Here is a 21,663-nt window from a genome sequence, read left to right on the forward strand (position 1 = left end):
GGAGCGGACTAACCGACCGGGGTGGCGAAGACGAACAGCGCCATGAACGCCAGGTTGATGAAGTAGGCCGCCTCGACCAGACCGACGGTGATGAAGAACGGGGTGAACAGCCGGCCCTGCGCCTCGGGCTGCCGGGCGATTCCGGAGATCAGCGCGTTACCCGCGATGCCGTCACCGATACCGGCACCGATCGCGCCACCGGCCATGATGAGGCCACCGCCGATGAGGGCGCCGGCCGCGATTGTGGGGTCCATACTTTTCCTCCTTGCTAGCTGGTAGTTCTCTACCAGGTCTTTGTTGGTGGTGTCAGGCTTGCTGGTTACTAGTGGTCTGCATGTTCGTCCATCTCCATCGCCTGCGCGAAGTACAAGATGGTCAGCAGCGCGAAGATGAAGGCCTGGATCAGGCCGACGAACAAGTCGAACGCTTTCCATATCGCGTTGGGCGCCCACATGATGTAGGGCGGGAACATCGCGATCAGGGCGACCAGGATGCCGCCGGCGAAGATGTTGCCGAAAAGTCGCAGCGACAGCGAAACCGGCTTGGCGATCTCCTCGACCAGGTTGATCGGAGCCAGGATGGCCACGTGCCCCTTGAGCACCCGCCACGGGTGGCCCAGGAAGCCACGGCGCCAGAACCCGGCCAGGTGGTAGCAGAAGAACACGAACATGGCCAACGCCAACACGTAGTTGATGTCGGAGGCCGGCGGGGCGAATAGTTCCTTGGTTCCGGAGGCATCCGAGTACTGCACGGGGAACACGCCCATCCAGTTGGACACCAGGATGAACACGAAGATCGTCACCGCCAGCGGCAACACGAACGGTGCGATCCGCATGCCGATCGCACCCTCGATCTGGTTGCGCATCTGAACGGTGATCGCCTCGAAGAACAACTGGACACCGCCGGGAACCCCGGTCGAGGTGACCTTGGCCCGCAGATAGAACGCCAACGCGATGACGACCACAGCGGCGATCGCGCTGGACGTGATCGTGTCGATGTTGACGGTCCCGAGCACCGGCCAGACGGCGGTCTCGTGGTGGCCGACTTCGATCGCGGCCTCGGCCAGGGTGGTCTCGATCATCGCTACTGTGCAGTCCCTTCCGTGCCAAGAGCATCTGAGCCGGTCGCTGCCTCACTGCGCAGCTTCTTCATCACCGGCAGTGCGGTGGTAGCCACCAAGAGAACCTCGAACAGTGCCAGCCCGAACAGCACACCCAGGCCCTGGGGGCGGAACAGGTAGGCGACGACCAGACCGACGACCGTGATGACCAGCAGGCGGGTCGCGGAGTTCATGGCCATCTTCGATTTCAGCGGGTGGTCTTGGGCGGTGATCGACTGAACCGAGCGGCGAATCAGCAGCGCGTTGACCAATCCGAGGGCCAGTCCGAAGCCGAAGAACGCCCCGAACATCACATGACCGAGCCCGGCCGCGGCCAACGTCGCCACCGCAGTCAGCGCGATGCAAATGAGCAGCAGCCGAATCGGCTGGAATACCACCGACGGCAACACCAACGGCGCGTCCTGCGCTGGTGTCGTCACCGCCTCACCCCAATCTCGACTTGCTCTGCATCACTGTCGTGAAGTTGCCCGCCGAGCGTATCGGATGCCCGATCGCGCCGCGGAACCACCTACAACACCATCTTAGACGGTGCTACTACCGCGTGTCGTAGGGGCTGTCCTCGAGTCCGTCACCGCGACGCAGCAGCGGGATGAGCGTAACGACAATCGCGATGAGCATCGCACCCAGCATCACCGCCCCGGTGTAGCGCGGGTCGAAGAAGATGGTTCCGGCCGCGCCGAAAGCGACGATCGCCGTCCACAAGTAGATCAGCAGCACCACGCGCCGCTCGGTGTGACCGATCTGCAGCAGCCGGTGGTGCAGATGCATCTTGTCCGGGCTGAACGGGCTGCGTCCGGCGCGGGTGCGGCGGATGATCGCCAGCAGCACATCCAGCGCGGGTACGCAGACCACGGCCGCCACCAGCAGGAACGGTGCCAGCAGCCCGAAGACGTCGCGGGCGCCGTAGGCGGTTTGCGAGATCGGGCCGGCGGCGGTGGTCGACGCCGCGGCCAGCATCAAGCCGATCAGCATTGACCCCGAGTCGCCCATGAAGATCTTCGCGGGGCTGAAATTGTGTGGCAGAAATCCCAGGCAGGCCCCGGCCAGCACCACCGAGATCAACGCGGGCGGGTAGAACAGCACATCGCCACCGTGGTCCTGCAGCACGCCGACCGAGAACATGCAGATCGCCAGCGCGGTGATCAATCCGAGGCCGGCGGCCAAGCCGTCGAGCCCGTCCACGAAGTTCATCGCGTTGACGATCGAGACCGTCAGCGCCAGGGTCAGCAGGATCGATGACACCTGATCGAGCACGACCGTGCCGACGCCGCCGATCGGGATGTAGAGCACACTCCACGCGACACCCATGGTGACCAGCACGCTGGCGGCGGTGATCTGGCCGGCGAACTTGGTCAGCGCGTCCAGGCCCCATTTGTCGTCGAGCAGGCCGATGCCCATGATCACCCCGCCAGCCAGCACCACCGCCGGCATGCCGGTGGAGTAGACGAAGCCACGGGTCAGCGCGGGCAGCTGCGATGCCAGGAAGATCGCGGCGACGATGCCGACGTACATCGCCAGCCCGCCCATCCGCGGGGTCGGCTGCACATGCACGTCGCGTTCGCGCGGGTAGGCGACCGCACCGATCCGGGTGGCCAGCCAGCGGACCGGCCCGGTGGTGAAGTAGGTGATGATCGCGGCGGTCAAGCCGACCAGCGCGAGTTCTCGCAGCGGTACCCCGGCACCACGGTCGGCCAGCGCCAGCAGGCTGGTCACGGCGCCCCCGTCAGCGCCGCCGGGTCCTGCCCCAGCACCGCGCCGATCTGCTCGGCCGAGACCGGGCCGGTCCGCACGATGCGCGGTGCGGGTCCGGTCAGGTCGACGATCGTGGAGGCTGCGCCCTGTTCGGCGGGGCCCGCGTCGAGGTAGACATCCACGGTCTCGCCGAGTTGCCGGTGCGCTGCTGCGGCGTCGACGGCCGGCGCGCCACCGGAGATGTTGGCGCTGGACACCGCCATGGGGCCCACGGCGGTGAGCACTTCCAGGGCCACCGGGTGCAGCGGCATGCGCACCATGACGGTGCCGCGGGCGTCACCGAGGTCCCACTGCAGTGACGGCGCCTGGTTGACGATCACGCTGAGCGCGCCCGGCCAGAACGCGCGGATCAGCTCGCGGGCGGTATCGGGGACCACCAGGGCCAGCCCGTCGATGGAGTTCCACGAGCCGACCAGCACACCCACCGGCATGTCGCGGCCGCGCCGTTTGGCCGCCAGCAGCGCGGTCACCCCGGCGACGTTGAAGGCGTCGGCACCGACGCCGTAGACGGTGTCGGTGGGCAGCACCGCCAGTCGGCCGCCACGGACGGCGTCGATCGCCGCGGCGATCCCCGCGGCCCGTTGGGCAGCGTCGGCGCAGTCGAAAACCTCTGTCATCGTTGATCGTTCCTGACCGCCGTCACAAACCGTGGCCGTCCCGCCAGGTCCGATCTGGCTACCACGTCGTCGAAACAACCGGTGCCGCGCACGATTGCGACCGTCGCCGCCGACGTGGTGTCGTCGTGCTCGACGGCGAACAGGCCGCCGGGGCGCAGCAGGCGGGCGGCCAGCACGGTCAGCGGGGCGATCACCGACATGCCGTCCGGGCCGCCGAACAGCGCGTGCGACGGGTCATGCTGGGCCACTTCGGGGTCCAGGTCCGCACCCTCGGGGATGTAGGGCGGGTTGGCGATCACCAGGTCGACTTGGCCGTAGAGTTCCGAGAGCACACCCGGGGTGGTGACGTCGGCGCGGAGCAACTCCACCGGCGTGCCCGCACAGTTGCGCCGGGCGTAGTTCAGTGCCGGCTCGGAGTCGTCGACCGCGAGCACTCGGGCGCCGGGACGTGCGCGGGACAATGCAACCGCCAGTGCACCGGAGCCGGTACAGGCGTCGACGATCACCGGGCGCAGCCGAAGTGGTTGCGCCAGCGCCCATTCGAGCATCGCCTCGGTTTCCGGCCGCGGGATGAACACGCCGGGACCGACCTGCAGCGTCTCCGGGCCGAACGCGGCGGTCCCGATCAGGTGCTGCAACGGGACCCGGGAACTGCGGGCGGCGACCAGTTCCCGGTAGCGCCCGAAGAACTCGTCATCGGGTGGGTCCAGCAGTGCCAGCCGGCCGCGTTGCGTACCGGCGGCATGAGCGGCGAGTTCTTCGGCGTCGTAGCGGGCCGAATCGATTCCGGCATCGACGAAAAGCGCGGCAGCGGAGTCGATCGCGTCGCGCATCCGGATCCTCCGGCTCCTCCTCATCGCTTCGTCCCCCTCGCCGCTACGCGCCTGGGGGCACCCCCACTGCATCGTCACCGGAGCCAGACTCACGACGTCCCCTGCAACCGGGTTTCTTTGTCGGCGGCGGCCAGCGCGTCGAACATCGCGTCGAGGTCCCCGTCGAGAACCTGGTCGAGGTTGTGCGCCTTGTAGCCGATGCGGTGGTCGGTGATCCGGTTCTCCGGGAAGTTGTAGGTGCGGATGCGCTCGCTGCGGTCCACGGTACGGATCTGGCTGGCCCGGTCGGCCGAGGCGTCGGCCTGTGCCTGTTCCTCGGCGAGTGCCTGCAGCCGGGCCGCCAGCACCTGCAGTGCGCGGGCCTTGTTCTGCAGCTGGGACCGCTCGTTCTGACACGTCACGACGATCCCGGTCGGCAGGTGGGTGAGGCGCACCGCGGAGTCGGTGGTGTTGACGCCCTGGCCGCCCTTGCCGGAGGACCGGTAGACGTCGACACGCAGGTCCGACTCGTCGATGGCCACTTCGGCGACCTCTTCGGGTTCGGGGTAGACCAGCACCCCGGCCGCCGAGGTGTGCACGCGGCCCTGGGATTCGGTGACCGGCACGCGTTGGACCCGGTGCACGCCGCCCTCGAACTTCATCTTCGACCACACACCGTCGGCGCTGTCGCCCTTGCTGGCGATGGTAATCGTGGCGTCCTTGTAGCCGCCGAGATCCGACGTGGTCTCGTCGAGCACCGTCACCTTCCAGCCGTGGCGCTCTGCGTAGCGGATGTACATCCGGGCCAGGTCGGCGGCGAACAGCGCCGACTCCTCGCCGCCCTCGCCGGATTTGACCTCGAGCACGATGTCGTCGGCGTCGTGGGGGTCGCGCGGCGCGAGCATGTCGGTGAGCGTGGTGTCCAGTTCGGCGACGCGGGCTTCGAGCTCCGGCACCTCCGCGGCGAACGACGCGTCGTCGGCGGCGAGCTCGCGAGCGGCTTCCAGGTCACCGCGGGCCGACTCGAGCTTGCGGTGGGTGGCGATGATCGGCGCCAACTGGGCGAACCGGCGGCCGGCCCGGCGGGCCTCGACCGGATCGTTGTGCAGTTCGGGGTCGGCGAGCTGAGTTTCCAGCGCGGCGTGTTCGGCCAGCAGGGCATCGATCGCCTGCATGCTGCGGGTCATCTCACCTCCATCCCCGAACGCAAGCCGACGCCCGGGCGACGTGCTGGCACGTTCCGGGCGTCGGTGAGGAAGCTACTTGTCGGCGGCTTCGGCTGCGTCGGCTGCGGCCTTGCGCTTGCCGTAGCGCTTCTCGAAGCGGGCGACCCGGCCGCCGCTGTCCAGGATCTTCTGCTTGCCGGTGTAGAACGGGTGGCACTGCGAGCAGACCTCGACCACGATGTGGCCGCTCTCCTTGGTGCTGCGGGTGGTGAAGCTGTTGCCGCAACCGCAGACCACGGTGGTCTCGCCGTAGGTCGGGTGAATGCCAGTTTTCATGGTGTCCTCTTCGATCGTGGGTCGCCGGGTCGCCCCGCCCGTGGGCTGGACGTGAACCGGAACCTGAGGTGTTCGATTATGCCAGCTGCGCTGGCGCTCCCCCAAAACGCCGGGAGGGTCGTGCGCATTCCGCGACCCCGGCCCGCGGGCCGGGGTCCCCCGGTCAGTCGTTGTCCATTCCCGGCGTGGTCTTGGAGACCTGGACCAGGAACTCGTAGTTGTTCTTGGTCTTGCGCAGCTGGCTCATGAGCAGGTCGATGGCCTGATGCGAGTCCAGGCCCGACAGCAACCGGCGCAGCTTGTGCACGATCGCGAACTCGTCCGGCGAGAGCAGCAGCTCGTCCTTGCGGGTGCCGGACGGGTTGACGTCGACGGCCGGGAACACCCGGCGCTCGGCGATCTTGCGGTCCAGCTTGAGCTCGGCGTTGCCGGTGCCCTTGAACTCCTCGAAGATCACCGTGTCACCGGTGGACCCGGTCTCGACCATCGCGGTGGCGATGATGGTCAGCGAGCCGCCGTCCTCGATGTTGCGCGCGGCGCCCAGGAACCGCTTGGGCGGGTAGAGCGCGGTGGAGTCCACACCACCGGACAGGATGCGGCCCGACGCCGGGGAGGCGTTGTTGTAGGCCCGCCCCAGCCGGGTGATCGAGTCGAGCAGCACCACGACGTCCTTGCCCTGCTCGACCAGGCGCTTGGCCCGCTCGATGGCCAGTTCGGCGGCCTGGGTGTGGTCCGACGGCGGCCGGTCGAAGGTGGAGGCGATGACCTCACCCTTGACCGAGCGCTGCATGTCGGTGACTTCCTCGGGCCGCTCGTCGACCAGCACCACCATCAGGTGGCACTCCGGGTTGTTGCGGGTGATCGCGTTGGCGATGTCCTGCATGATCGTGGTCTTACCGGCCTTGGGCGGCGACACGATCAGCGCGCGCTGCCCCTTGCCGATCGGCATGATCAGGTCGATGACACGGGTGGTCAGCTTCTCCGTCGACGTCTCCAAACGCAGCCGCTGGTTGGGGTACAGCGGGGTCAGCTTGGAGAATTCGGGGCGCTTCTTGGCGTCCTCGACGGGTCCGCCGTTGACGGAGTCCAACCGCACCAGCGGGTTGAACTTCTGCCGCTGGTTGGGCTGCTCGCCGTCGCGGGGCACCCGCACGGCGCCGGTCACCGCGTCGCCGCGGCGCAGCCCATTCTTGCGGACCATGTTCATCGAGACATAGACGTCGTTCGGGCCGGCCAGGTAGCCGGAGGTGCGCACGAACGCGTAGTTGTCCAGCACGTCGAGGATGCCGGCCACCGGCTGGACGACGTCGTCCTCGCGCAGCTCGGTGTCGCCGCCTTCGCCGCCGCGTTCGCCCCGGCGCCGCCGGTCCCGGAACCGGCGGCCACGCCGGCCACCGCGCCCATCGTCGTCATCGCCGTTCTGCTGGCCCTGCTGGCCGCGGTTCTGCTCGTCGCCCTTGGCCTGATCGCCCTTGGCCTGATCGCCTTTGGCCTGATCGCCTTTGCCCCCAGCGGCGTCGTCGGACTTGGCGCCGTCGCGGCGGCCACCGGTCTGCTCGGCCTTCTCGTCGGGCTTGTCCTGCTTGTTGCCGTCGCCCTGCTTGCTGGCCTCACCCTGCTTGCTGGCCTCACCCTGCTTGCGGGGCTCGCCTTTGTCCTGGTCTTCCCCGTCGGCAGCAGGTGCGCCGGTCGCGCGGCTGGCGCCGCGCCGTTCACGACGAGGCGGCGCCTCGGTGGCCTCGCCGGCGTCGGTGGCCTCGGGTTGGGCGGGCTCGTCGCCGACGGCGGCCCCGTTCGCGGGCGCCTCGGCGGCGGGCGTCTCGGCAGCGTCGCCGCCGCCACCCCCATTGCCGCCGCTACCTTGGTTGCCGCCGTTGCCGCCGACTTCGCGGATCGCGGCGATCAGCTCGCTCTTGCGCATCCCGGAGGCGCCTTTGACGCCGACGCGGTTGGCCAGCGCGCGCAGCTCGGGCAACACCATCGCCGACAACGACGGTTCCGCAGCGGTCGCAGCACCGTTGTCGGGTGTCGCGGCGGGCGCGGAGTCGCTGGTGGCGGGCGTCGAGCTGGCTTCGGGGGCGGACACTGCGGTGTCGTCGCCGGCGGCCGGCGTGCTGGCACCGGAGGCCTCCGAAGCGCCCTGACTCGAGGTCGGGGAGTCGCTCTGGGAGGTCGACAGCGAAGCCTGTCCGGTGCTGCCTTCAGCCGTGAAGAGGTCCGTTTCGGTCACGGATTTCCTTTCTTCCCTCGTCGGTTTTGTCACGCGAGGGGTTGGGTGCATCCAGCGGAACCGCCGAGTGCGTGTCACCGTCGACTGTTTTAACGGTGATACCCGTATCGACAGCGTCAAATCGCGAGCCGTCAGCTACGAGAAGAATTTGGTGGCGTCCCAGTGACATCGCAGTCTGAGTCAGGTGCTGATGCCGCGAATGCGGGACGGGACCGAGGATAGCCGCCTTGAGTGGCTCGCGCAACAAATGCGGCGCGGCGTGCCTCAACCGCGCACCACCACGCCGGAATTCCACTTGACCGCATCACCGACACGCAGCTGCGTCACAGTGAACCCACGCGCCGCTGGTGCCTCAAGCACCTCAGCGGGAAGTTCGGGTGCGGTGCTCAGCGCGATCACCGCGGGCCCGGCACCGGACAGCACACCGGCGATTCCATGCTGCCGCAGCAGTTGCAGGTACTGCGCGGACTCGGGCTGCGCCGCGGCGCGCTGTGGCTGGTGCAGCAGGTCCTCGGTTGCCTCCAGCAGCAGATCGGGCCGCTCGGTCAGCGCCACCACCAGCAGCGCGGTGCGACTGACATTGAATCGGGCATCGCGGTGGCTGACCTGCTCGGGCAGCAGCATGCGGGTCTCGGCGGTCGACGAACGAAGCTGCGGTATCGCCGGGAACAGGTGGATGTCGGGGTGCAGCCGCAACGGCACCGCCGAATAGGCGGTCCCCCTGCCGTCGGCCCGGTTCGCGGTCCAGGCGACCACTGCGCCACCGAGCACGGCGGCGGCGGCGTTGTCGGGGTGGCCCTCGAACTCCGATGCCAGCTGGACCAAGTGGGATTCCGACAGCCCCGGCTGATCAAGTTGTGCGACAAGTCCGTTGACCGCGGCCAGCCCGCCGACCACAGCGGCCGCCGAGGAGCCCAGTCCCCGCTGATGCGGGATGGCGTTGCGGCAGCGCACCACCATTCCGGGCACGTCGGCCCCGACTTCCTGAAGCCCCCGCCGGATACTTTGGACGACAAGGTGATCCGCGGTCAGCGGAACCTGGCCGGCGCCCTCGCCCTCGACGTGGACAACCAGGCCGGAATCGATCGTCTCGACGATGATCTCGTCGTAGAGTCCCAACGCCAGCCCGAGGCTGTCGAAGCCGGGGCCCAGGTTGGCGCTCGACGCCGCCACCGCGACGCTGGCCGTCAACCCGGTCGGTAAGAGTTGAACCACTAGGCCAGCCCCAACTCGGCGACCACGGTGGCCGCGTCGACGGGAACCGCGGTGACCTCGGGCAGATCCCGCAGCGCGGTGTCGGGGTCCTTGAGCCCGTTTCCGGTGACGGTGCACACCACCGTCGAACCGCGCGGCACCCAGCCGTCTTCGACTGACTTGAGCAGCCCGGCGATGCTGGCCGCCGACGCCGGCTCCACGAAGACACCCTCGGACTCGGCCACCAGGTGGTAGGCGGCCAGGATCTCCTCGTCGGTGGCGGCCAGGAACCGCCCACCGGAATCCACCTGCGCTTCGACGGCCTGGGTCCAGGATGCCGGCGAGCCGATGCGGATGGCGGTGGCGATGGTCTCGGGGTTCTTGACCGGCTCACCGAGTACCAGCGGCGCCGCGCCCGCGGCCTGCGTCCCGAGCATCTTGGGCAGCTTGTCGGTCAGGCCGTCGGCGTAATACTCGCGGTAGCCCTTCCAGTAGGCGGTGATATTGCCGGCGTTGCCGACCGGCAGCGAGTGGACGTCCGGCGCGGCGCCCAGCGCGTCGACGATCTCGAACGCCGCGGTCTTCTGGCCCTCGATGCGCACCGGGTTCACCGAGTTCACCAGCGAGATGGTCGGGAAGTCGGTGGCCATCTTGCGGGCCAGCTCCAGGCAGTCGTCGAAGTTGCCGTCGATCTGGATGATCTTGGCGCCGTGCATGACCGCCTGCGCCAGCTTGCCCATCGCGATCTTGCCCTGCGGGATCAGCACCGCGCAGGTGATGCCGGCCCGCGCGGCGTAGGCCGCCGCCGACGCCGAGGTGTTGCCGGTCGAGGCGCACAGCACCACCTGCTGGCCGCGGGCCACCGCGTCGGTGACCGCCATCGTCATGCCGCGGTCCTTGAACGAACCGGTGGGGTTGAGCCCCTCCACCTTGAGGTGCACCGTGCAGCCGAGCTGTTCGGAGATCCGCTTGGCGTGGATCAGCGGGGTGCCGCCCTCGTGCAGCGTGATCGGTGTCCAGTCGTCGCCGACGGGAAGCCGGTCGCGGTAGGCGCCGATCAGGCCGGGCCAGGGCTGGTGGACCGCCGTGCGGGTGGAGCTCACTGGTCTGTTCCTTCCAGTCGTAGCACGCTGGCGACCTGCTGTACCGCATCCAGTTCTGCCAGCGCCGCAACGGTTTCCGACAGCGCCGATTCGGCGGCGCGGTGGGTGACCACCACGATCCGGGCACCGATCGGTTGGCCTTCTTCGTCGGTCACGCCTTCCTGGCGCACCTCGGCGATGCTCACCTCGTGGGCGGCGAACTCGGCTGCGACGGTGGCCAGCACACCCGGCTTGTCGGCGACGTCCATGCTCACGTAGTAGCGGGTCTGGACGTCGCCGATCGGCGCGATGGCCAATTGGGCGTATTTGGACTCGCGCGGTCCGCGACCGCCCTGCACCCGGTTGCGGGCCGCCATCACCAGGTCGCCCATGACCGCCGAGGCGGTCGGGGAACCGCCGGCGCCCTGCCCGTAGAACATCAGCCGGCCGGCCGCCTCGGCCTCGACCACCACGGCGTTGAAGGCGCCGTTGACGGTGGCCAGCGGGTGCTCCAGCGGCACCAGCGCCGGGTAGACCCGCGCCGAGACCCGCTGCTGGCCGCCGCGGCTGGAGATGCGTTCGCAGATTGCCAGCAGTTTGATGGTGCAGCCCAGCGCGCGCGCCGCGGCCGCGTCCTCGGGGGTGATGTTGGTGATGCCCTCGCGGTAGACGTCGTCGGCGGTCACCCGGGTGTGGAAGGCGATCGAGGCCAGGATCGCGGCCTTGGCGGCGGCGTCGTAGCCCTCCACGTCGGCGGTGGGGTCGGCCTCGGCGTAGCCCAGTGCGCTCGCATCGGCCAGTGCGCTGGCGTAGTCGGCGCCGGTGGAGTCCATCTCGGACAGGATGTAGTTGGTGGTGCCGTTGACGATGCCGGCCACCCGCAGCACGGTGTCACCGGCCAGCGACTGGGTCAGCGGCCGGATCACCGGGATCGCGCCGGCGACGCTGGCCTCGAAGTACATGTCCACGCGCGCGGTTTCGGCGGCCTCGGCCAGCTCGCCGGTGGACCGTGACAGCAGCGCCTTGTTGGCGGTGATGACGGACTTGCCGTGTTTGATCGCCGACAGGATCGCGTTGCGGGCCGGCTCGACCGGGCCCATCAGCTCCACGACGATGTCGACGTCGCTGCGGGACACCAGGCTGTCGACGTCGTCGGTGAGCAGTTCGACGGGCACGCCCCGGTCATCCGCCACCCGGCGCACCCCGACGCCGCGCAGCACCAGCGGCGCGCCGATCCGGGCGGCGAGGTCATCGGCGCTGGCCTCGAGGATGCGGACGACTTCGCTGCCGACGTTGCCCAGTCCCAGCACAGCGACACCCACCGGGCTCACCGGAACATTCGCATCGGACACTTTCACCTCACCTCCAGGCTGATCAGGTCATCGACGGTTTCCCGGCGCAGCATAAGGCGAGCCTTCCCGTCGCGCACCGCCACCACCGCCGGACGGGTGAGCAGGTTGTAGCGGCTCGACATCGAGTAGCAATACGCCCCGGTGGCGGCCACGGCGACCAGGTCACCGGGAACCAGGTCCTCGGGAACCCAGGTGTCGCGGACGATGATGTCGCCGGTCTCGCAGTGTTTACCGACGATGCGCGCCGCGACCGGTTGGGCGGTGCCGTCTCGCGACACCAGCCGGACGTCGTAGTGCGCGTCGTAGAGCGCGGGGCGGATGTTGTCACTCATACCGCCGTCGACGCTGACGTAGCGGCGGCGTGCGGTGGCGCTGACGTCGACGTCTTTGACGGTGCCGACCTCATAGAGCGTGATGGTGCCCGGACCGGCGATGGCCCGGCCGGGTTCGACGACCAGTTGCGGCGTCGGCAGGCCGACGGCGGCTGATTCGTCGCGCACGATCGCGGCGAGTTTGCCGGCGAGCTCGTCCATCGGGGGCGGATCGTCCTGCGGCAGGTAGGAGATGCCCAGCCCCCCGCCCAGGTCGATGACGGACAGCTGTGCGGCCAAGGCGGCACCGAATTCGGCGACCACGTCGCGCAGCAGGCCGATGACGCGGTGGGCGGCCAGCTCGAAGCCGGCGACGTCGAAGATCTGCGAACCGATGTGGCTGTGCAGGCCCACCAGGCGCAGATGGTCGGTGGCGAAAACCTTTCTGATGGCACCCATCGCCGCACCGCTGGCCAGCGACAGGCCGAACTTCTGGTCTTCGTGTGCGGTGGAGATGAATTCGTGGGTATGCGCCTCCACGCCGACGGTGACCCGCACCAGCACGTCCTGCACGATCCCGGCCGCGGCGGCCACGGCCTCGAGGCGTTCGATCTCGATCAGCGAGTCGAGCACGATGTGGCCGACGCCGGCATCGACCGCAGCCTGCAGCTCCGCGACCGATTTGTTGTTGCCGTGCATCGTGATTCGCGGCCCCGGGAAGCCCGCATGCAGCGCGACGGCCAGCTCGCCGCCGGTGGCGACGTCCAGGCCCAGCCCTTCCTGGTCGATCCAGCGGGCGATCTCGCTGCACAGGAAGGCCTTGGCGGCGTAGTGCACGTGGTCGCCGCCGCCGAAGGCCTGGGCGATCTCACGGCAGCGGCCCCGGAAGTCGTCCTCGTCGACGACGAACAGCGGCGTGCCGTATTCGGCGGCCAGGTCGGTGACCTTCACCCCGGCGATACTCACTTGGCCGTCGTCGTCGCGAACGGCATTGCGGGGCCACACATTCGGCGCCAGCTCCAGCAGTTCCTGGGAGGTCTGCGGCCGCGGCGGCAGACCGTCGTGGTGGATCTCCTCGGCGTGGCGCGGGCCGGCGGGGTGGACGTTCACATCCGCTCCGGTGCGCTCACGCCGAGAATGCCCAGCCCGTTGGCGATCACCTGGCGGGTGGCCTGGCACAGCGCCAGCCGCGCGGTGTGCAGCTCGGCCGGCGCTTCGTCGCCCTGCGGCAGCACCCGGCAGCTGTCGTAGAACCGGTGGTAGTCACCGGCGAGGTCTTCTAAATAGCGGCACACCCGGTGCGGTTCACGCAGCGCGGCAGCGGTTTTGAGCACCCGGGGAAACTCCCCCAGGTTGCGGATCAGCGTGCCCTCCTTGTCGTGGGTGAGCAGTCCGAGGTTGGCGGTGTCGGGGGCCAGGCCCAGTTCGGCCGCGTTGCGGGCCAGCGCGGAGAGCCGCGCGTGGGCGTATTGCACGTAATAGACCGGGTTTTCGTTGCTGGCTGAGGACCACAGCGCCAGGTCGATGTCGATCGGGGTATCCACCGAGGAACGGATCAGGCTGTAGCGGGCGGCGTCCACGCCGATGGCCTCGACCAGGTCGTCGAGGGTGATGACGGTGCCGGCGCGCTTGCTCATCTTGACCGGCTGGCCGTCGCGGACCAGGTTGACCATCTGGCCGATCAAGACCTCGACGGTCGCCGGGTCGTCGCCGAAGGCGGCCGCGGCAGCCTTGAGTCGGGCGATGTAGCCGTGGTGGTCGGCGCCGAGCATGTAGATGCACAGGTTGAAGCCACGCTCACGCTTGTCCAGGTAATAGGCCAAATCGCCGGCGATGTAGGCGGGTTTGCCATCGCTCTTGATCACGACGCGGTCTTTGTCGTCACCGTAGGCGCTGGTGCGCAGCCAGGTGGCGCCGTCCTTTTCGTAGATGTTGTCGTTGGCCCGCAGCCGCTCGATGGCCTGCTCGACCCGGCCGGAGGTGTGCATCGAGTCTTCGTGGGTGTAGACGTCGAAGTCGGTGCCGAAGTCGTGCAGCGACTCCTTGATGTGGCTGAACATCAGGTCCACACCGATCGCGCGGAACGTCTCCTGGGAGTCGGGGCCGCTCAGCGCGTCGGGGGCCTTGGCCTGGATTTGGGCTGCGATGTCGGTGATGTAGGCGCCGGCGTAGCCGTCCTCGGGGGCCGGCTCGCCCTTGGCGGCGGCGATCAGCGAGTTGGCGAACCGGTCGATCTGGGCGCCGTGGTCATTGAAGTAGTACTCGCGGGTGACCGCCGCGCCCTGCGTGGAAAGCAGCCGGCCCAGCGCGTCACCGACCGCGGCCCAGCGGGTGCCGCCGATGTGGATGGGGCCGGTGGGGTTGGCCGAGACGAACTCCAGGTTGACGTTGAGGCCGTCGAACTCTTGGGAGTGGCCGTAGCTCTGGCCGGCTTCCACGATGTTGGCCACGATGGTGCCCTGCGCCGAGGCGTCCAGGCGGATGTTGACGAAGCCGGGACCGGCGGTGTCGGCCGAGGCGATCTCGTCGGCCTCCGTCAGCGCCTCGGCCAGCCAGCCGGCCAACTCACGCGGGTTGACGCCGACCTTCTTACCCAGCTGCAGCGCCAGGTTGGTGGCGTAATCGCCGTGTTCGGGGTTGCGCGGCCGCTCCACGGTCACCGTCGCGGGCAGCGCGGCGGTGTCCAGGTCGTGCTCGGCCAGCACCGCGGCGGCGGTGGTCTTGAGCAATTCGGCCAGATCGGCGGGGGTCACGAGGCTCCATCCTATGGTCTGACGTGGTCAGGACCCGAATCCGTCCGGTTCTTGGACTCTCGGTTTCATGCGTTAGTCTGTCGGAGCCCACTTTGGCGCCCGTAGTTCGTGCGCCCCCGTAGCTCAGGGGATAGAGCGTCTGCCTCCGGAGCAGAAGGCCGCAGGTTCGAATCCTGCCGGGGGCACTTTCCACCAGCACGAATGCAAGTCCGTGCAACATGCGGTGTGGCCCCAAGAACACGGGAGCCGAACCATCGGTCAACGCGGCCCTGTTCGTCGTCGAGACACTGTCAGGCCCCGGTGGCAAGCTGCCGAGTATGCCGAACACCCTCAAAGAACCAGAGACCGTCGGTGCAGCGCGCAGCGACCCGGTTGCCCGGACCTATCGTCGGCGGAACGGCGCGGCCACCAAGTGGCTCATTCCCGCCATGTTGGCGGCAGTCGCGGTGATGAGCACCGCGACTGCTCACGCCGACCCGGCCGGCGACGCGATCTGTCGCCTACTCGCTGCCGGGAACACGCCCAGCACCCTGGAATCGTCGGTGACGGTGCGCCAGGTGCTCGGCCCGGATGCGACGCCGGCTGATGCGCGGGTGTACATCCGGTCCGTCGTCGCGGGGCAGTGTCCGCAGTACTTGTGGCGGTGGTGAGAAGGGAGCCCCGAAACGGCGAAAAGCGGCGGCCCCACCCGGTTAGACTGCCCCGCAATAACAAGTAGTTGAGACTATGCGGCGAAGGGCGACGACGATGACTGCCGTGCAGGAACACGAGACCGATTTCGCCCGGCCCTGGGCGCCGCATCGGCTGCGCATTTATACCGGCGTCGCGCTATTCGTCCTGGGCATGTTTCTGCTGCTGACCATCGCGGTCAGTCTGCGCATCATCCCCGCCAGCTTCCAGGTGGATGTGATCGCCAACATCGTCTTCGGGATCCCGGTAATGCTGCTGCCGTTCGTGATCCTCTGGGATGCGCCCGGCGAGCAGCGCACCCGACTGGACCGGGCCGCCGAGCTGACCTTGTTCTACATCCCGTTCACCGCGGCCAGCCAGATCGGCTACGAGCTGATGTTCCTGATCGGTCAGCCGCTGGGCTGGTGGGGGCCCACCGACGATCCGGGCTTCAAGTGGCTGTGGTGGCAATACGGTCTGGCCGACACCCGCTACGTCAGCGGCAATCCGTGGGTGTTCGCTCTCGAAGTGGTCGGGGTCAGCACCGGGATCACCGTCTTCGTGATGTGGACCAAGCTGCTGCGCTCCTCGCTGCCGCTGGAGTCCCGTATCCGCTGCCTGTGGGTGGTGGCAGTCGGCATCTCCGTGCTGATGAGCAGCACCGCGGTCTACTTCCTCAGTGAGGTGGGCGCCGGGTTCGCCGACATCGGCCAAGGCAGCTGGGGTTTCTGGTTCAAGTTCATCGGCGAGAACGTGCCGTTCATCGTGCTGCCGCCCCTGGTGGTCTATGCGACCTATCTGCAGATCGACCACCTGACCCGACGCGCGGACGTGCGAGACGGCGGTTAGCCGCGTCGGCCCCGCGGCGTGCGATGGCTGACCCGGTTCGCGCCCAGCGAAATTCCCGCCGGACAAGCCCCCGCGACCCCTAGGGTCAAACGAATGACGATCCGCCTTGGCTTCCAGATCCCCGATTTCTCTTACGGCACCGACGTTTCAAAGCTGTTCCCGACCGTCATCGCCCAGGCCCAGGAGGCCGAGGCCGCCGGGTTCGACGCGGTGTTCCTGATGGACCACTTCTACCAACTGCCCATGCTGGGCTCTCCCGACCAGCCGATGCTCGAGGCCTACACGGCGCTGGGTGCGCTGGCGACCGCGACCGAAAGCGTCCAGCTGGGCACGCTGGTCACCGGCAACACCTACCGCAACCCGGCGCTGTTGGCCAAGATCATCACCACCCTGGACGTCATCAGCTCCGGGCGGGCGGTGCTGGGCATCGGCACCGGATGGTTCGAGCTCGAACACGACCAGTTGGGTTTCGAGTTCGGCACCTTCACCGACCGGTTCAACCGGCTCGACGAGGCACTCGAGATCATCTTGCCGATGATCAAGGGCGAACGGCCGACCTTCGAGGGCAAGTGGTACCGCGCCCGCGAGGCGATGGCCGAACCCCGCTTCCGCGACCACATTCCGCTGCTGATCGGTGGCAGCGGCGAGAAGAAGACCATTCCGCTGGCGGCCCGCCACTTCGACCACCTCAACATCATCGCCGGCTTCGACGAGCTGCCCGCGAAAATGGCCGCGGTGCAGCGCAGCTGCGAGGCGATCGGCCGCGACCCGGCCACGCTGGAGACCACCATGTTGCTCACCGCGCTGGCCGGCCAGAACGTCAGCGCCGACCAGATTCCCGACGCGATGAGCCAGCGGATGGTGGCCGGCAGCCCCGAGTCGATCGCCGAGCAGATCAAGACCAAGGTGCTCGATGCCGGGGTCGGCGGGGTGACCATGAACATTCCCGGCTACACCCCGGGCGTGATCGCTGACGTCGGCGCCGCGTTGCGCACGGTGTTCGACGCCTGACCGCGCGCATCCGCCTACGTAAGTGAAGTCAACCGACCTCGTTAACTTCACTTACGCAAGTGTGGCGTTCTCCTGAAGTGCTCGCCGCGCTGGACGCGTTCGCCGAGCGCGCCGGGCGGCGAAACCAGACTGACCAGTGAAGATCCCGCTCCGGGGCGCCTACCTGCGCACAAACCGGTTTATTGCAGGCTGATTTTTAACCCCGCGGCGGTACGCAAGACGGGCGTCCCCGCACCGGGCATGACCGGAATTCGCCGCATCCATGCAGGTAGCAGCACATTTGTCGGCCTGAATGAGCGATTCGGCGATGACGCTGCCCACGCCGCTGAAGCCTTCTTGTCATCGCACGCGCCCACGTGCCGGGAGCGATTTCGCGCAACCCGCGTCTAACGTCGTGGCCAACCAGAAAGCACTACCGAAAAGCGAGCACCCGATTCCCATGACAACACAGTTGGAATGCGAGATCCGGGCCGCCGGCGGAACCAGGCGATGTCGCCGCGTGCATAACCGCCACGAATCAATTCGGTAGGCCACAGCCCTTTTCGGCTGATCCTTCACCTCGCCTGCCGATCTCACCGGCTGCGCATCATCCGATGCGTTCGAGGAAAGGCTTCGTTGATGCTGGATTTCGGGATTCTGCCGCCCGAGGTCATCTCGACCCAGATGTATACCGGACCAGGTTCGGGGCCACTGCTGGCGTCGGCGGCGGCCTGGGATGCGTTGAGCGGACAGCTGAACGCGTTCGCGCTGGGCTACTCGACCACGCTCACCGGACTGCAGGATGAAGGGTGGACGGGCGCCTCCTCCCAGGCGATGCTCGCCGCCGCAGCGCCCTACATCGCCTGGGTGAGCCAGACCGCAACGCAAGCCGAGCATGCCGCCACCCAGTCGCGTGCCGCCGCAGCCGCCTACGAATCCGCCCGTGCGGCAACGGTTCCACCGGCCGTCGTCACCACCAACCGCACACAGCTGGCAAATCTGGTGGCCACCAATATCTTCGGGCAGAACACCGCGCTGATCTCAGCCCTGGAAGCCGCCTACGCCCAGATGTGGGCGCAGGACGCCGCGGCCATGCACGGCTACGCCACCACCGCCTATACCGCCACCCAGCTGGCACCGTTCCAGGAGCCGCCGCAGACCACCAACTCCGCCGCGGCCGCCAGCCAGGCACTGGCACCGGCGGCCGCCCTCGGCACCGCGGCGGCCTCGCAGGGCAGCCAGTCGGCGGCCGACGGCGTCATCGACGGGGCGAGCACCTTCAACACGCTCAGCGGCCCGGTCGGTTTCGCCACCGCCATGAGCCGCACCGTGACCAACGCGGGCAGCTTCTTCACCGCCCTGGCCAAGGCGGTCGGCGGCTCGGCGCCCAAGGCCGCGGCCGCCGCCGTGCCGGCGGTCCTTCCCGCCGCCGGCATGGCCTCGGCGGTGCAGGCGGGGCCGTCGCTGGTGCGCAGCACCGCCAGCATGGGCACCGCCTCGCCGATCGGTCAGCTGTCGGTGCCGAAGGCCTGGGCCGACACCGCACCGATCGCCACCGCCAGCGAGGAGCCGCTGTTCCTGTCCGAAGCCGAGCTGGCCGCAACCGGCTCCTGGGAGGAGGCTCCGGCGAGCGGCATGATGGCCGCGCCGGCGGCGGCGATGGGAGCGGCGGCCGGTGGCGCTGGGCGCTCCACCGTCAGCAGCATCCTGCGGGTGGGGCCGAAGCGCTTCGCCATGCCGCGCCCCTCGGTCGGCGGATAACCGGCAGGGACTCTCCATGGTGGATTTCGGGATGCTTCCTCCCGAGGTCAATTCGACCTTGATGTATTCGGGCCCGGGTTCGGGTCCGATGCTGGCCGCCGCCGCGAGCTGGGACGCCGTGGCCTGGCAGCTGGAATCGTTTGCGACCGGCTACTCCTCGACGCTGTCCGAACTGCACGGCCACGCCTGGTCCGGTGGCTCGGCTGAGGCGATGATCGCCGCTGCGGCCCCCTATGTCGCCTGGGCGTCGGCCACCGCGACGCTGGCCGAGCAGACCGCCAATCAGGCCCGTGCCGCCGCGGCCGCCTACGAAACCGCTTTCGCCGCAACGGTGCCGCCACCCGTTGTCGCCGCCAACCGGGTCCAGCTGGCCACCCTGATCGCCACCAACTTCTTCGGGCAGAACACCCCGGCGATCGCCGCCACCGAGGCCGCCTACGCCGCGATGTGGGCCCAGGATGCCACCGCGATGTACGCCTACGCGGCCGGCTCGTCGGCCGCGGCCACGCTCTCCCCGTTTCAGCAGCCTCGGCAAACCACCAGTCCGGCAGGGCAATCCGGCCAGGCCGCAGCGGTCGCGCACGCCACTGCCACCGCCACGGCGACACAGTCGGACCCGATGGCCGCGCTGGTGTCCTCGACGGTCAGCACTACCGGCGCCCTCAACACCGTGACCAACCCGGCGCGTTTCACCGCCGACTCCATCCGCACCGCGGGTCAGATGGGCAACTGGATCCTGGCATTGCTTCCGGCCGCCGCGTCGGCGGCCGCCAAGGCCCCGGCAGCCGCGGTTGCGGCCGCCCAATTCGGCGCCGGCGCACCGGCGTTGGTGTTGGCCGGTGTCGGGCAGGCCGCGCCGGTGGGCGGGTTGTCGGTGCCGTCCAGCTGGCCGGCGGCGCCGGCGAACGTCTCGGCGGTGCAGCAGGTCCAACTGGCCGCAGCCACCCAGCCGTTGGCGTCATCGGAGGAACCGGGGCGCCCGTCGTCGTCGCGGCAGCTGGCGCCCGCGGCCCCGGTGCGGGCCCTGGGCGCCGGCCGCAAAGGGTATCCGGTGCTGCGCATGCGCGACCGGCGCTACCGGATGCCGCGGCCGGCGGTGGGCGGCTGAGGCGGGCTCAGCCCAGCACGGTGCGCATCAGCATCACGTCGTAGGCGTTCCACAGCGACAATGTGAAGTACACCTCTTTGCCGGTCGACCACGGGTGCACGTAGGGCGCGTAGATGCCGCCGGGGATCTGGCCGGTCGGGATCAGCGTCTGCTCGGCGCTCCAGGGGCCCTGCGGCGTCGGGGCGGTGCGGGCGACGACGTCGTTGCCGCCGTTGCCGTACAGCGCCAGGTACTGCCGGAGATAGGTGTTGTACTGCACCGACATCTCACCCACCGGGCCGGGGATCACCGGTGTCGCCGCAGCCGGGTTGTTGGGCACCCACGACCCGCTGTCACCGTTCCAGTACTGGTACGTCGTCAGATCCGGAATGGTGCGCTCGGGGACCCGCGCCAGGTACGCCGAGCCGCCGCGGCCCGCGGGTGTCCCGTAGGAGTACAGGTAGCCGTCGCCGCCACGCAGGAACGCACCCATCTGGAAGTTCTCGTTACCGGGGATGAAGCGCGCCCGGGGCACGTTCTCCGGCGAGGTCGAACGCACCGTCCCCGGATAGACACCCCATGTCTCGCCGTTGTCGTTGGAGACCGCGATAGCCGAGTAGTTGGTGGACCATTCGCCGTCACGCCCCCACTGCTTGATGGACATGAAACTCATGTACTGGTTTCCGGCGATCCCGATGGCGGCGGTGGGGATCATGCCCTCCTGGTGCGGCGCCAGTTGGACGGCGGGCAGGATCTGCTTGGAGAAGTTCGCTTGGCGCAGTGGTGAACCCGAATACTTGTTGCCGATGCCGCCGGGCCCGACCGTGATGCCGTCGGCCAGGTTGTTGTCCTGGGTGCGGAACAGCACGTTCTGCCGCCACTGGTGGCCGGGGATGCGGCAGTAGCCGAAGGTGTCGCCGAACGCCATGAGAATCTGGCGGTTGGCGGGATCACCGTTGTCCCAAGGGATTCCCAGGTCGGTGCCGGAGATGCCGAAGCGCTGCAGGGTTTGGTTGGGACTGTTGGGCCCGGTCACCCACTCCACCAGCGAGGTCTGGGAACCGGCGATGGCACCGGCGGCGTCGGCGGTCGACAGCCCCGGATCGGCGCCGGCGTTCGGAACCGGCTGAACCGGTTGGGCGGCGTTCGGCGCGACCTGGCCGTCCGGGGACGGCACCGGGGGCACCACCGCGGCCTGTTGTCGTATGGCGCCGTTGGGGTTGATCAGTGCGGCGATCAGCGGGCCCAGCTTGGGAAGCGGCGCGCTGTCGTTGGTGCCGCGGGGCCGCCGCCCGGTCGGCAGCTGACCGGCTCCGGTCGTCGGCGAGCCCGGCGGCGGTTCGATGTTGGCCTCGGGCGCATTGCAGGTTGCCGCGGAGGCCGGTGGGGCGAACTCGGTGGCGAGCACCATGCCGAGGGCGACCGCCGGCACCATCGCGGCCGAGACGATCGCACGCGTCGCCGACATGTCACACCTTTCCGGGACCGCTCCGGGCCTCGCCTGCTGCGACGATAGTGGCTGGTGAGACGGTTGTGACTAGTGAGATATCGATAGAGACGCTTCCGTGACCGTGTCGCAACC

Annotated in this window: 20 protein-coding genes and 1 tRNA gene; 6 read left to right on the forward strand and 15 right to left on the reverse strand. The window is 68.7% G+C overall.

Annotated features, from left to right (window positions below; genetic code table 11):
- Positions 1–8: 8 nt before the first annotated feature.
- From G6N19_RS02760 to argS, 14 genes are all read right to left on the reverse strand, one after another.
- Positions 9–254, reverse strand: coding sequence for a F0F1 ATP synthase subunit C (locus G6N19_RS02760; protein WP_011893196.1), 246 nt, complete (start codon positions 252–254; stop codon positions 9–11).
- 68 nt (positions 255–322) lie between these two features.
- Complete coding sequence (gene atpB / locus G6N19_RS02765) at positions 323–1,081, reverse strand: F0F1 ATP synthase subunit A (RefSeq protein ID WP_013828244.1); 759 nt, start codon at positions 1,079–1,081, stop codon at positions 323–325.
- A gap of 2 nt (positions 1,082–1,083) precedes the next feature.
- On the reverse strand, positions 1,084–1,539 hold the full coding sequence (locus G6N19_RS02770; RefSeq protein WP_013828243.1) for an ATP synthase subunit I: 456 nt from the start codon (positions 1,537–1,539) through the stop codon (positions 1,084–1,086).
- A gap of 115 nt (positions 1,540–1,654) precedes the next feature.
- Positions 1,655–2,833: a glycosyltransferase family 4 protein gene (locus G6N19_RS02775; protein WP_013828242.1), complete on the reverse strand. Its 1,179-nt coding sequence runs from the start codon at positions 2,831–2,833 to the stop codon at positions 1,655–1,657.
- The gene (locus G6N19_RS02780; protein WP_013828241.1) at positions 2,830–3,489 is read right to left on the reverse strand and encodes an L-threonylcarbamoyladenylate synthase; all 660 of its coding nucleotides are present in this window, start codon (positions 3,487–3,489) and stop codon (positions 2,830–2,832) included. Before G6N19_RS02780 ends, G6N19_RS02775 begins: the two co-directional genes overlap by 4 nt.
- Positions 3,486–4,346: a peptide chain release factor N(5)-glutamine methyltransferase gene (gene prmC, locus G6N19_RS02785; protein WP_232062643.1), complete on the reverse strand. Its 861-nt coding sequence runs from the start codon at positions 4,344–4,346 to the stop codon at positions 3,486–3,488. The genes G6N19_RS02780 and prmC overlap by 4 nt, the downstream gene beginning before the upstream one ends.
- A 65-nt stretch (positions 4,347–4,411) precedes the next feature.
- Positions 4,412–5,488: a peptide chain release factor 1 gene (gene prfA / locus G6N19_RS02790; RefSeq protein ID WP_193465711.1), complete on the reverse strand. Its 1,077-nt coding sequence runs from the start codon at positions 5,486–5,488 to the stop codon at positions 4,412–4,414.
- A 72-nt stretch (positions 5,489–5,560) separates the two neighbouring features.
- Positions 5,561–5,803 (reverse strand): 50S ribosomal protein L31, encoded by a 243-nt coding sequence (gene rpmE, locus G6N19_RS02795; protein ID WP_013828238.1) that lies wholly within the window; start codon positions 5,801–5,803, stop codon positions 5,561–5,563.
- Between the two features lie 163 nt (positions 5,804–5,966).
- Positions 5,967–8,033, reverse strand: coding sequence for a transcription termination factor Rho (gene rho, locus G6N19_RS02800; RefSeq protein WP_193465712.1), 2,067 nt, complete (start codon positions 8,031–8,033; stop codon positions 5,967–5,969).
- A 264-nt stretch (positions 8,034–8,297) separates the two neighbouring features.
- Positions 8,298–9,248, reverse strand: a complete 951-nt coding sequence (thrB, locus tag G6N19_RS02805) for a homoserine kinase (protein ID WP_193465713.1) — start codon at positions 9,246–9,248, stop codon at positions 8,298–8,300.
- Positions 9,248–10,330, reverse strand: coding sequence for a threonine synthase (gene thrC, locus G6N19_RS02810; protein ID WP_193465714.1), 1,083 nt, complete (start codon positions 10,328–10,330; stop codon positions 9,248–9,250). Before thrC ends, thrB begins: the two co-directional genes overlap by 1 nt.
- Positions 10,327–11,640 carry a homoserine dehydrogenase gene (locus G6N19_RS02815; RefSeq protein ID WP_041319662.1) on the reverse strand — a complete coding sequence of 438 codons (1,314 nt, stop codon included), beginning with the start codon at positions 11,638–11,640 and terminating at the stop codon, positions 10,327–10,329. Before G6N19_RS02815 ends, thrC begins: the two co-directional genes overlap by 4 nt.
- A gap of 23 nt (positions 11,641–11,663) precedes the next feature.
- Positions 11,664–13,028 carry a diaminopimelate decarboxylase gene (lysA, locus tag G6N19_RS02820; protein ID WP_193466287.1) on the reverse strand — a complete coding sequence of 455 codons (1,365 nt, stop codon included), beginning with the start codon at positions 13,026–13,028 and terminating at the stop codon, positions 11,664–11,666.
- A gap of 50 nt (positions 13,029–13,078) precedes the next feature.
- Positions 13,079–14,725, reverse strand: a complete 1,647-nt coding sequence (argS, locus tag G6N19_RS02825) for an arginine--tRNA ligase (protein WP_013828232.1) — start codon at positions 14,723–14,725, stop codon at positions 13,079–13,081.
- A gap of 112 nt (positions 14,726–14,837) precedes the next feature.
- Between argS and G6N19_RS02830 the strand changes: the two genes are divergently transcribed.
- The 6 genes from G6N19_RS02830 (at position 14,838) to G6N19_RS02855 (ending at position 20,102) form a co-directional block, all read left to right on the forward strand.
- A tRNA-Arg gene (locus G6N19_RS02830) sits at positions 14,838–14,910 on the forward strand.
- Between the two features lie 132 nt (positions 14,911–15,042).
- Positions 15,043–15,375 carry a DUF732 domain-containing protein gene (locus tag G6N19_RS02835; RefSeq protein ID WP_013828231.1) on the forward strand — a complete coding sequence of 111 codons (333 nt, stop codon included), beginning with the start codon at positions 15,043–15,045 and terminating at the stop codon, positions 15,373–15,375.
- Positions 15,376–15,472: 97 nt separating this feature from the next.
- The gene (locus tag G6N19_RS02840; RefSeq protein WP_041317456.1) at positions 15,473–16,243 is read left to right on the forward strand and encodes an emopamil-binding protein; all 771 of its coding nucleotides are present in this window, start codon (positions 15,473–15,475) and stop codon (positions 16,241–16,243) included.
- A 93-nt stretch (positions 16,244–16,336) separates the two neighbouring features.
- A complete protein-coding gene (locus G6N19_RS02845) occupies positions 16,337–17,254 on the forward strand; it encodes an LLM class F420-dependent oxidoreductase (protein ID WP_013828229.1) in 918 nt (305 codons plus the stop codon).
- A gap of 618 nt (positions 17,255–17,872) precedes the next feature.
- Entirely contained in the window at positions 17,873–18,994 is a 1,122-nt protein-coding gene (locus G6N19_RS02850; protein ID WP_013828228.1) for a PPE family protein, read from the forward strand.
- 16 nt (positions 18,995–19,010) lie between these two features.
- Complete coding sequence (locus G6N19_RS02855) at positions 19,011–20,102, forward strand: PPE family protein (RefSeq protein WP_013828227.1); 1,092 nt, start codon at positions 19,011–19,013, stop codon at positions 20,100–20,102.
- A 7-nt stretch (positions 20,103–20,109) separates the two neighbouring features.
- On the opposite strand, the gene G6N19_RS02860 is transcribed toward G6N19_RS02855, so the two are convergent.
- On the reverse strand, positions 20,110–21,549 hold the full coding sequence (locus tag G6N19_RS02860) for a DUF4185 domain-containing protein (protein WP_013828226.1): 1,440 nt from the start codon (positions 21,547–21,549) through the stop codon (positions 20,110–20,112).
- Positions 21,550–21,663: the final 114 nt, after the last annotated feature.

Origin of the sequence: Mycobacterium novum (genome assembly GCF_010726505.1) — a bacterium.
Classification (GTDB): Bacteria; Actinomycetota; Actinomycetes; order Mycobacteriales; family Mycobacteriaceae; genus Mycobacterium; species Mycobacterium algericum.

Bases quoted from the DNA above. Each gene is read 5' to 3' on its own strand.
- G6N19_RS02840 (WP_041317456.1), top strand. From the start codon at position 15,473: ATGACTGCCGTGCAGGAACACGAGACCGATTTCGCCCGGCCCTGGGCG.
- rpmE (WP_013828238.1), bottom strand. From the start codon at position 5,803: ATGAAAACTGGCATTCACCCGACCTACGGCGAGACCACCGTGGTCTGC.
- G6N19_RS02860 (WP_013828226.1), bottom strand. From the start codon at position 21,549: ATGTCGGCGACGCGTGCGATCGTCTCGGCCGCGATGGTGCCGGCGGTC.
- G6N19_RS02845 (WP_013828229.1), top strand. From the start codon at position 16,337: ATGACGATCCGCCTTGGCTTCCAGATCCCCGATTTCTCTTACGGCACC.
- G6N19_RS02780 (WP_013828241.1), bottom strand. From the start codon at position 3,489: ATGACAGAGGTTTTCGACTGCGCCGACGCTGCCCAACGGGCCGCGGGG.
- G6N19_RS02760 (WP_011893196.1), bottom strand. From the start codon at position 254: ATGGACCCCACAATCGCGGCCGGCGCCCTCATCGGCGGTGGCCTCATC.
- G6N19_RS02855 (WP_013828227.1), top strand. From the start codon at position 19,011: ATGGTGGATTTCGGGATGCTTCCTCCCGAGGTCAATTCGACCTTGATG.
- G6N19_RS02850 (WP_013828228.1), top strand. From the start codon at position 17,873: ATGCTGGATTTCGGGATTCTGCCGCCCGAGGTCATCTCGACCCAGATG.
- G6N19_RS02835 (WP_013828231.1), top strand. From the start codon at position 15,043: ATGCCGAACACCCTCAAAGAACCAGAGACCGTCGGTGCAGCGCGCAGC.
- atpB (WP_013828244.1), bottom strand. From the start codon at position 1,081: ATGATCGAGACCACCCTGGCCGAGGCCGCGATCGAAGTCGGCCACCAC.
- prfA (WP_193465711.1), bottom strand. From the start codon at position 5,488: ATGACCCGCAGCATGCAGGCGATCGATGCCCTGCTGGCCGAACACGCC.
- prmC (WP_232062643.1), bottom strand. From the start codon at position 4,346: ATGAGGAGGAGCCGGAGGATCCGGATGCGCGACGCGATCGACTCCGCT.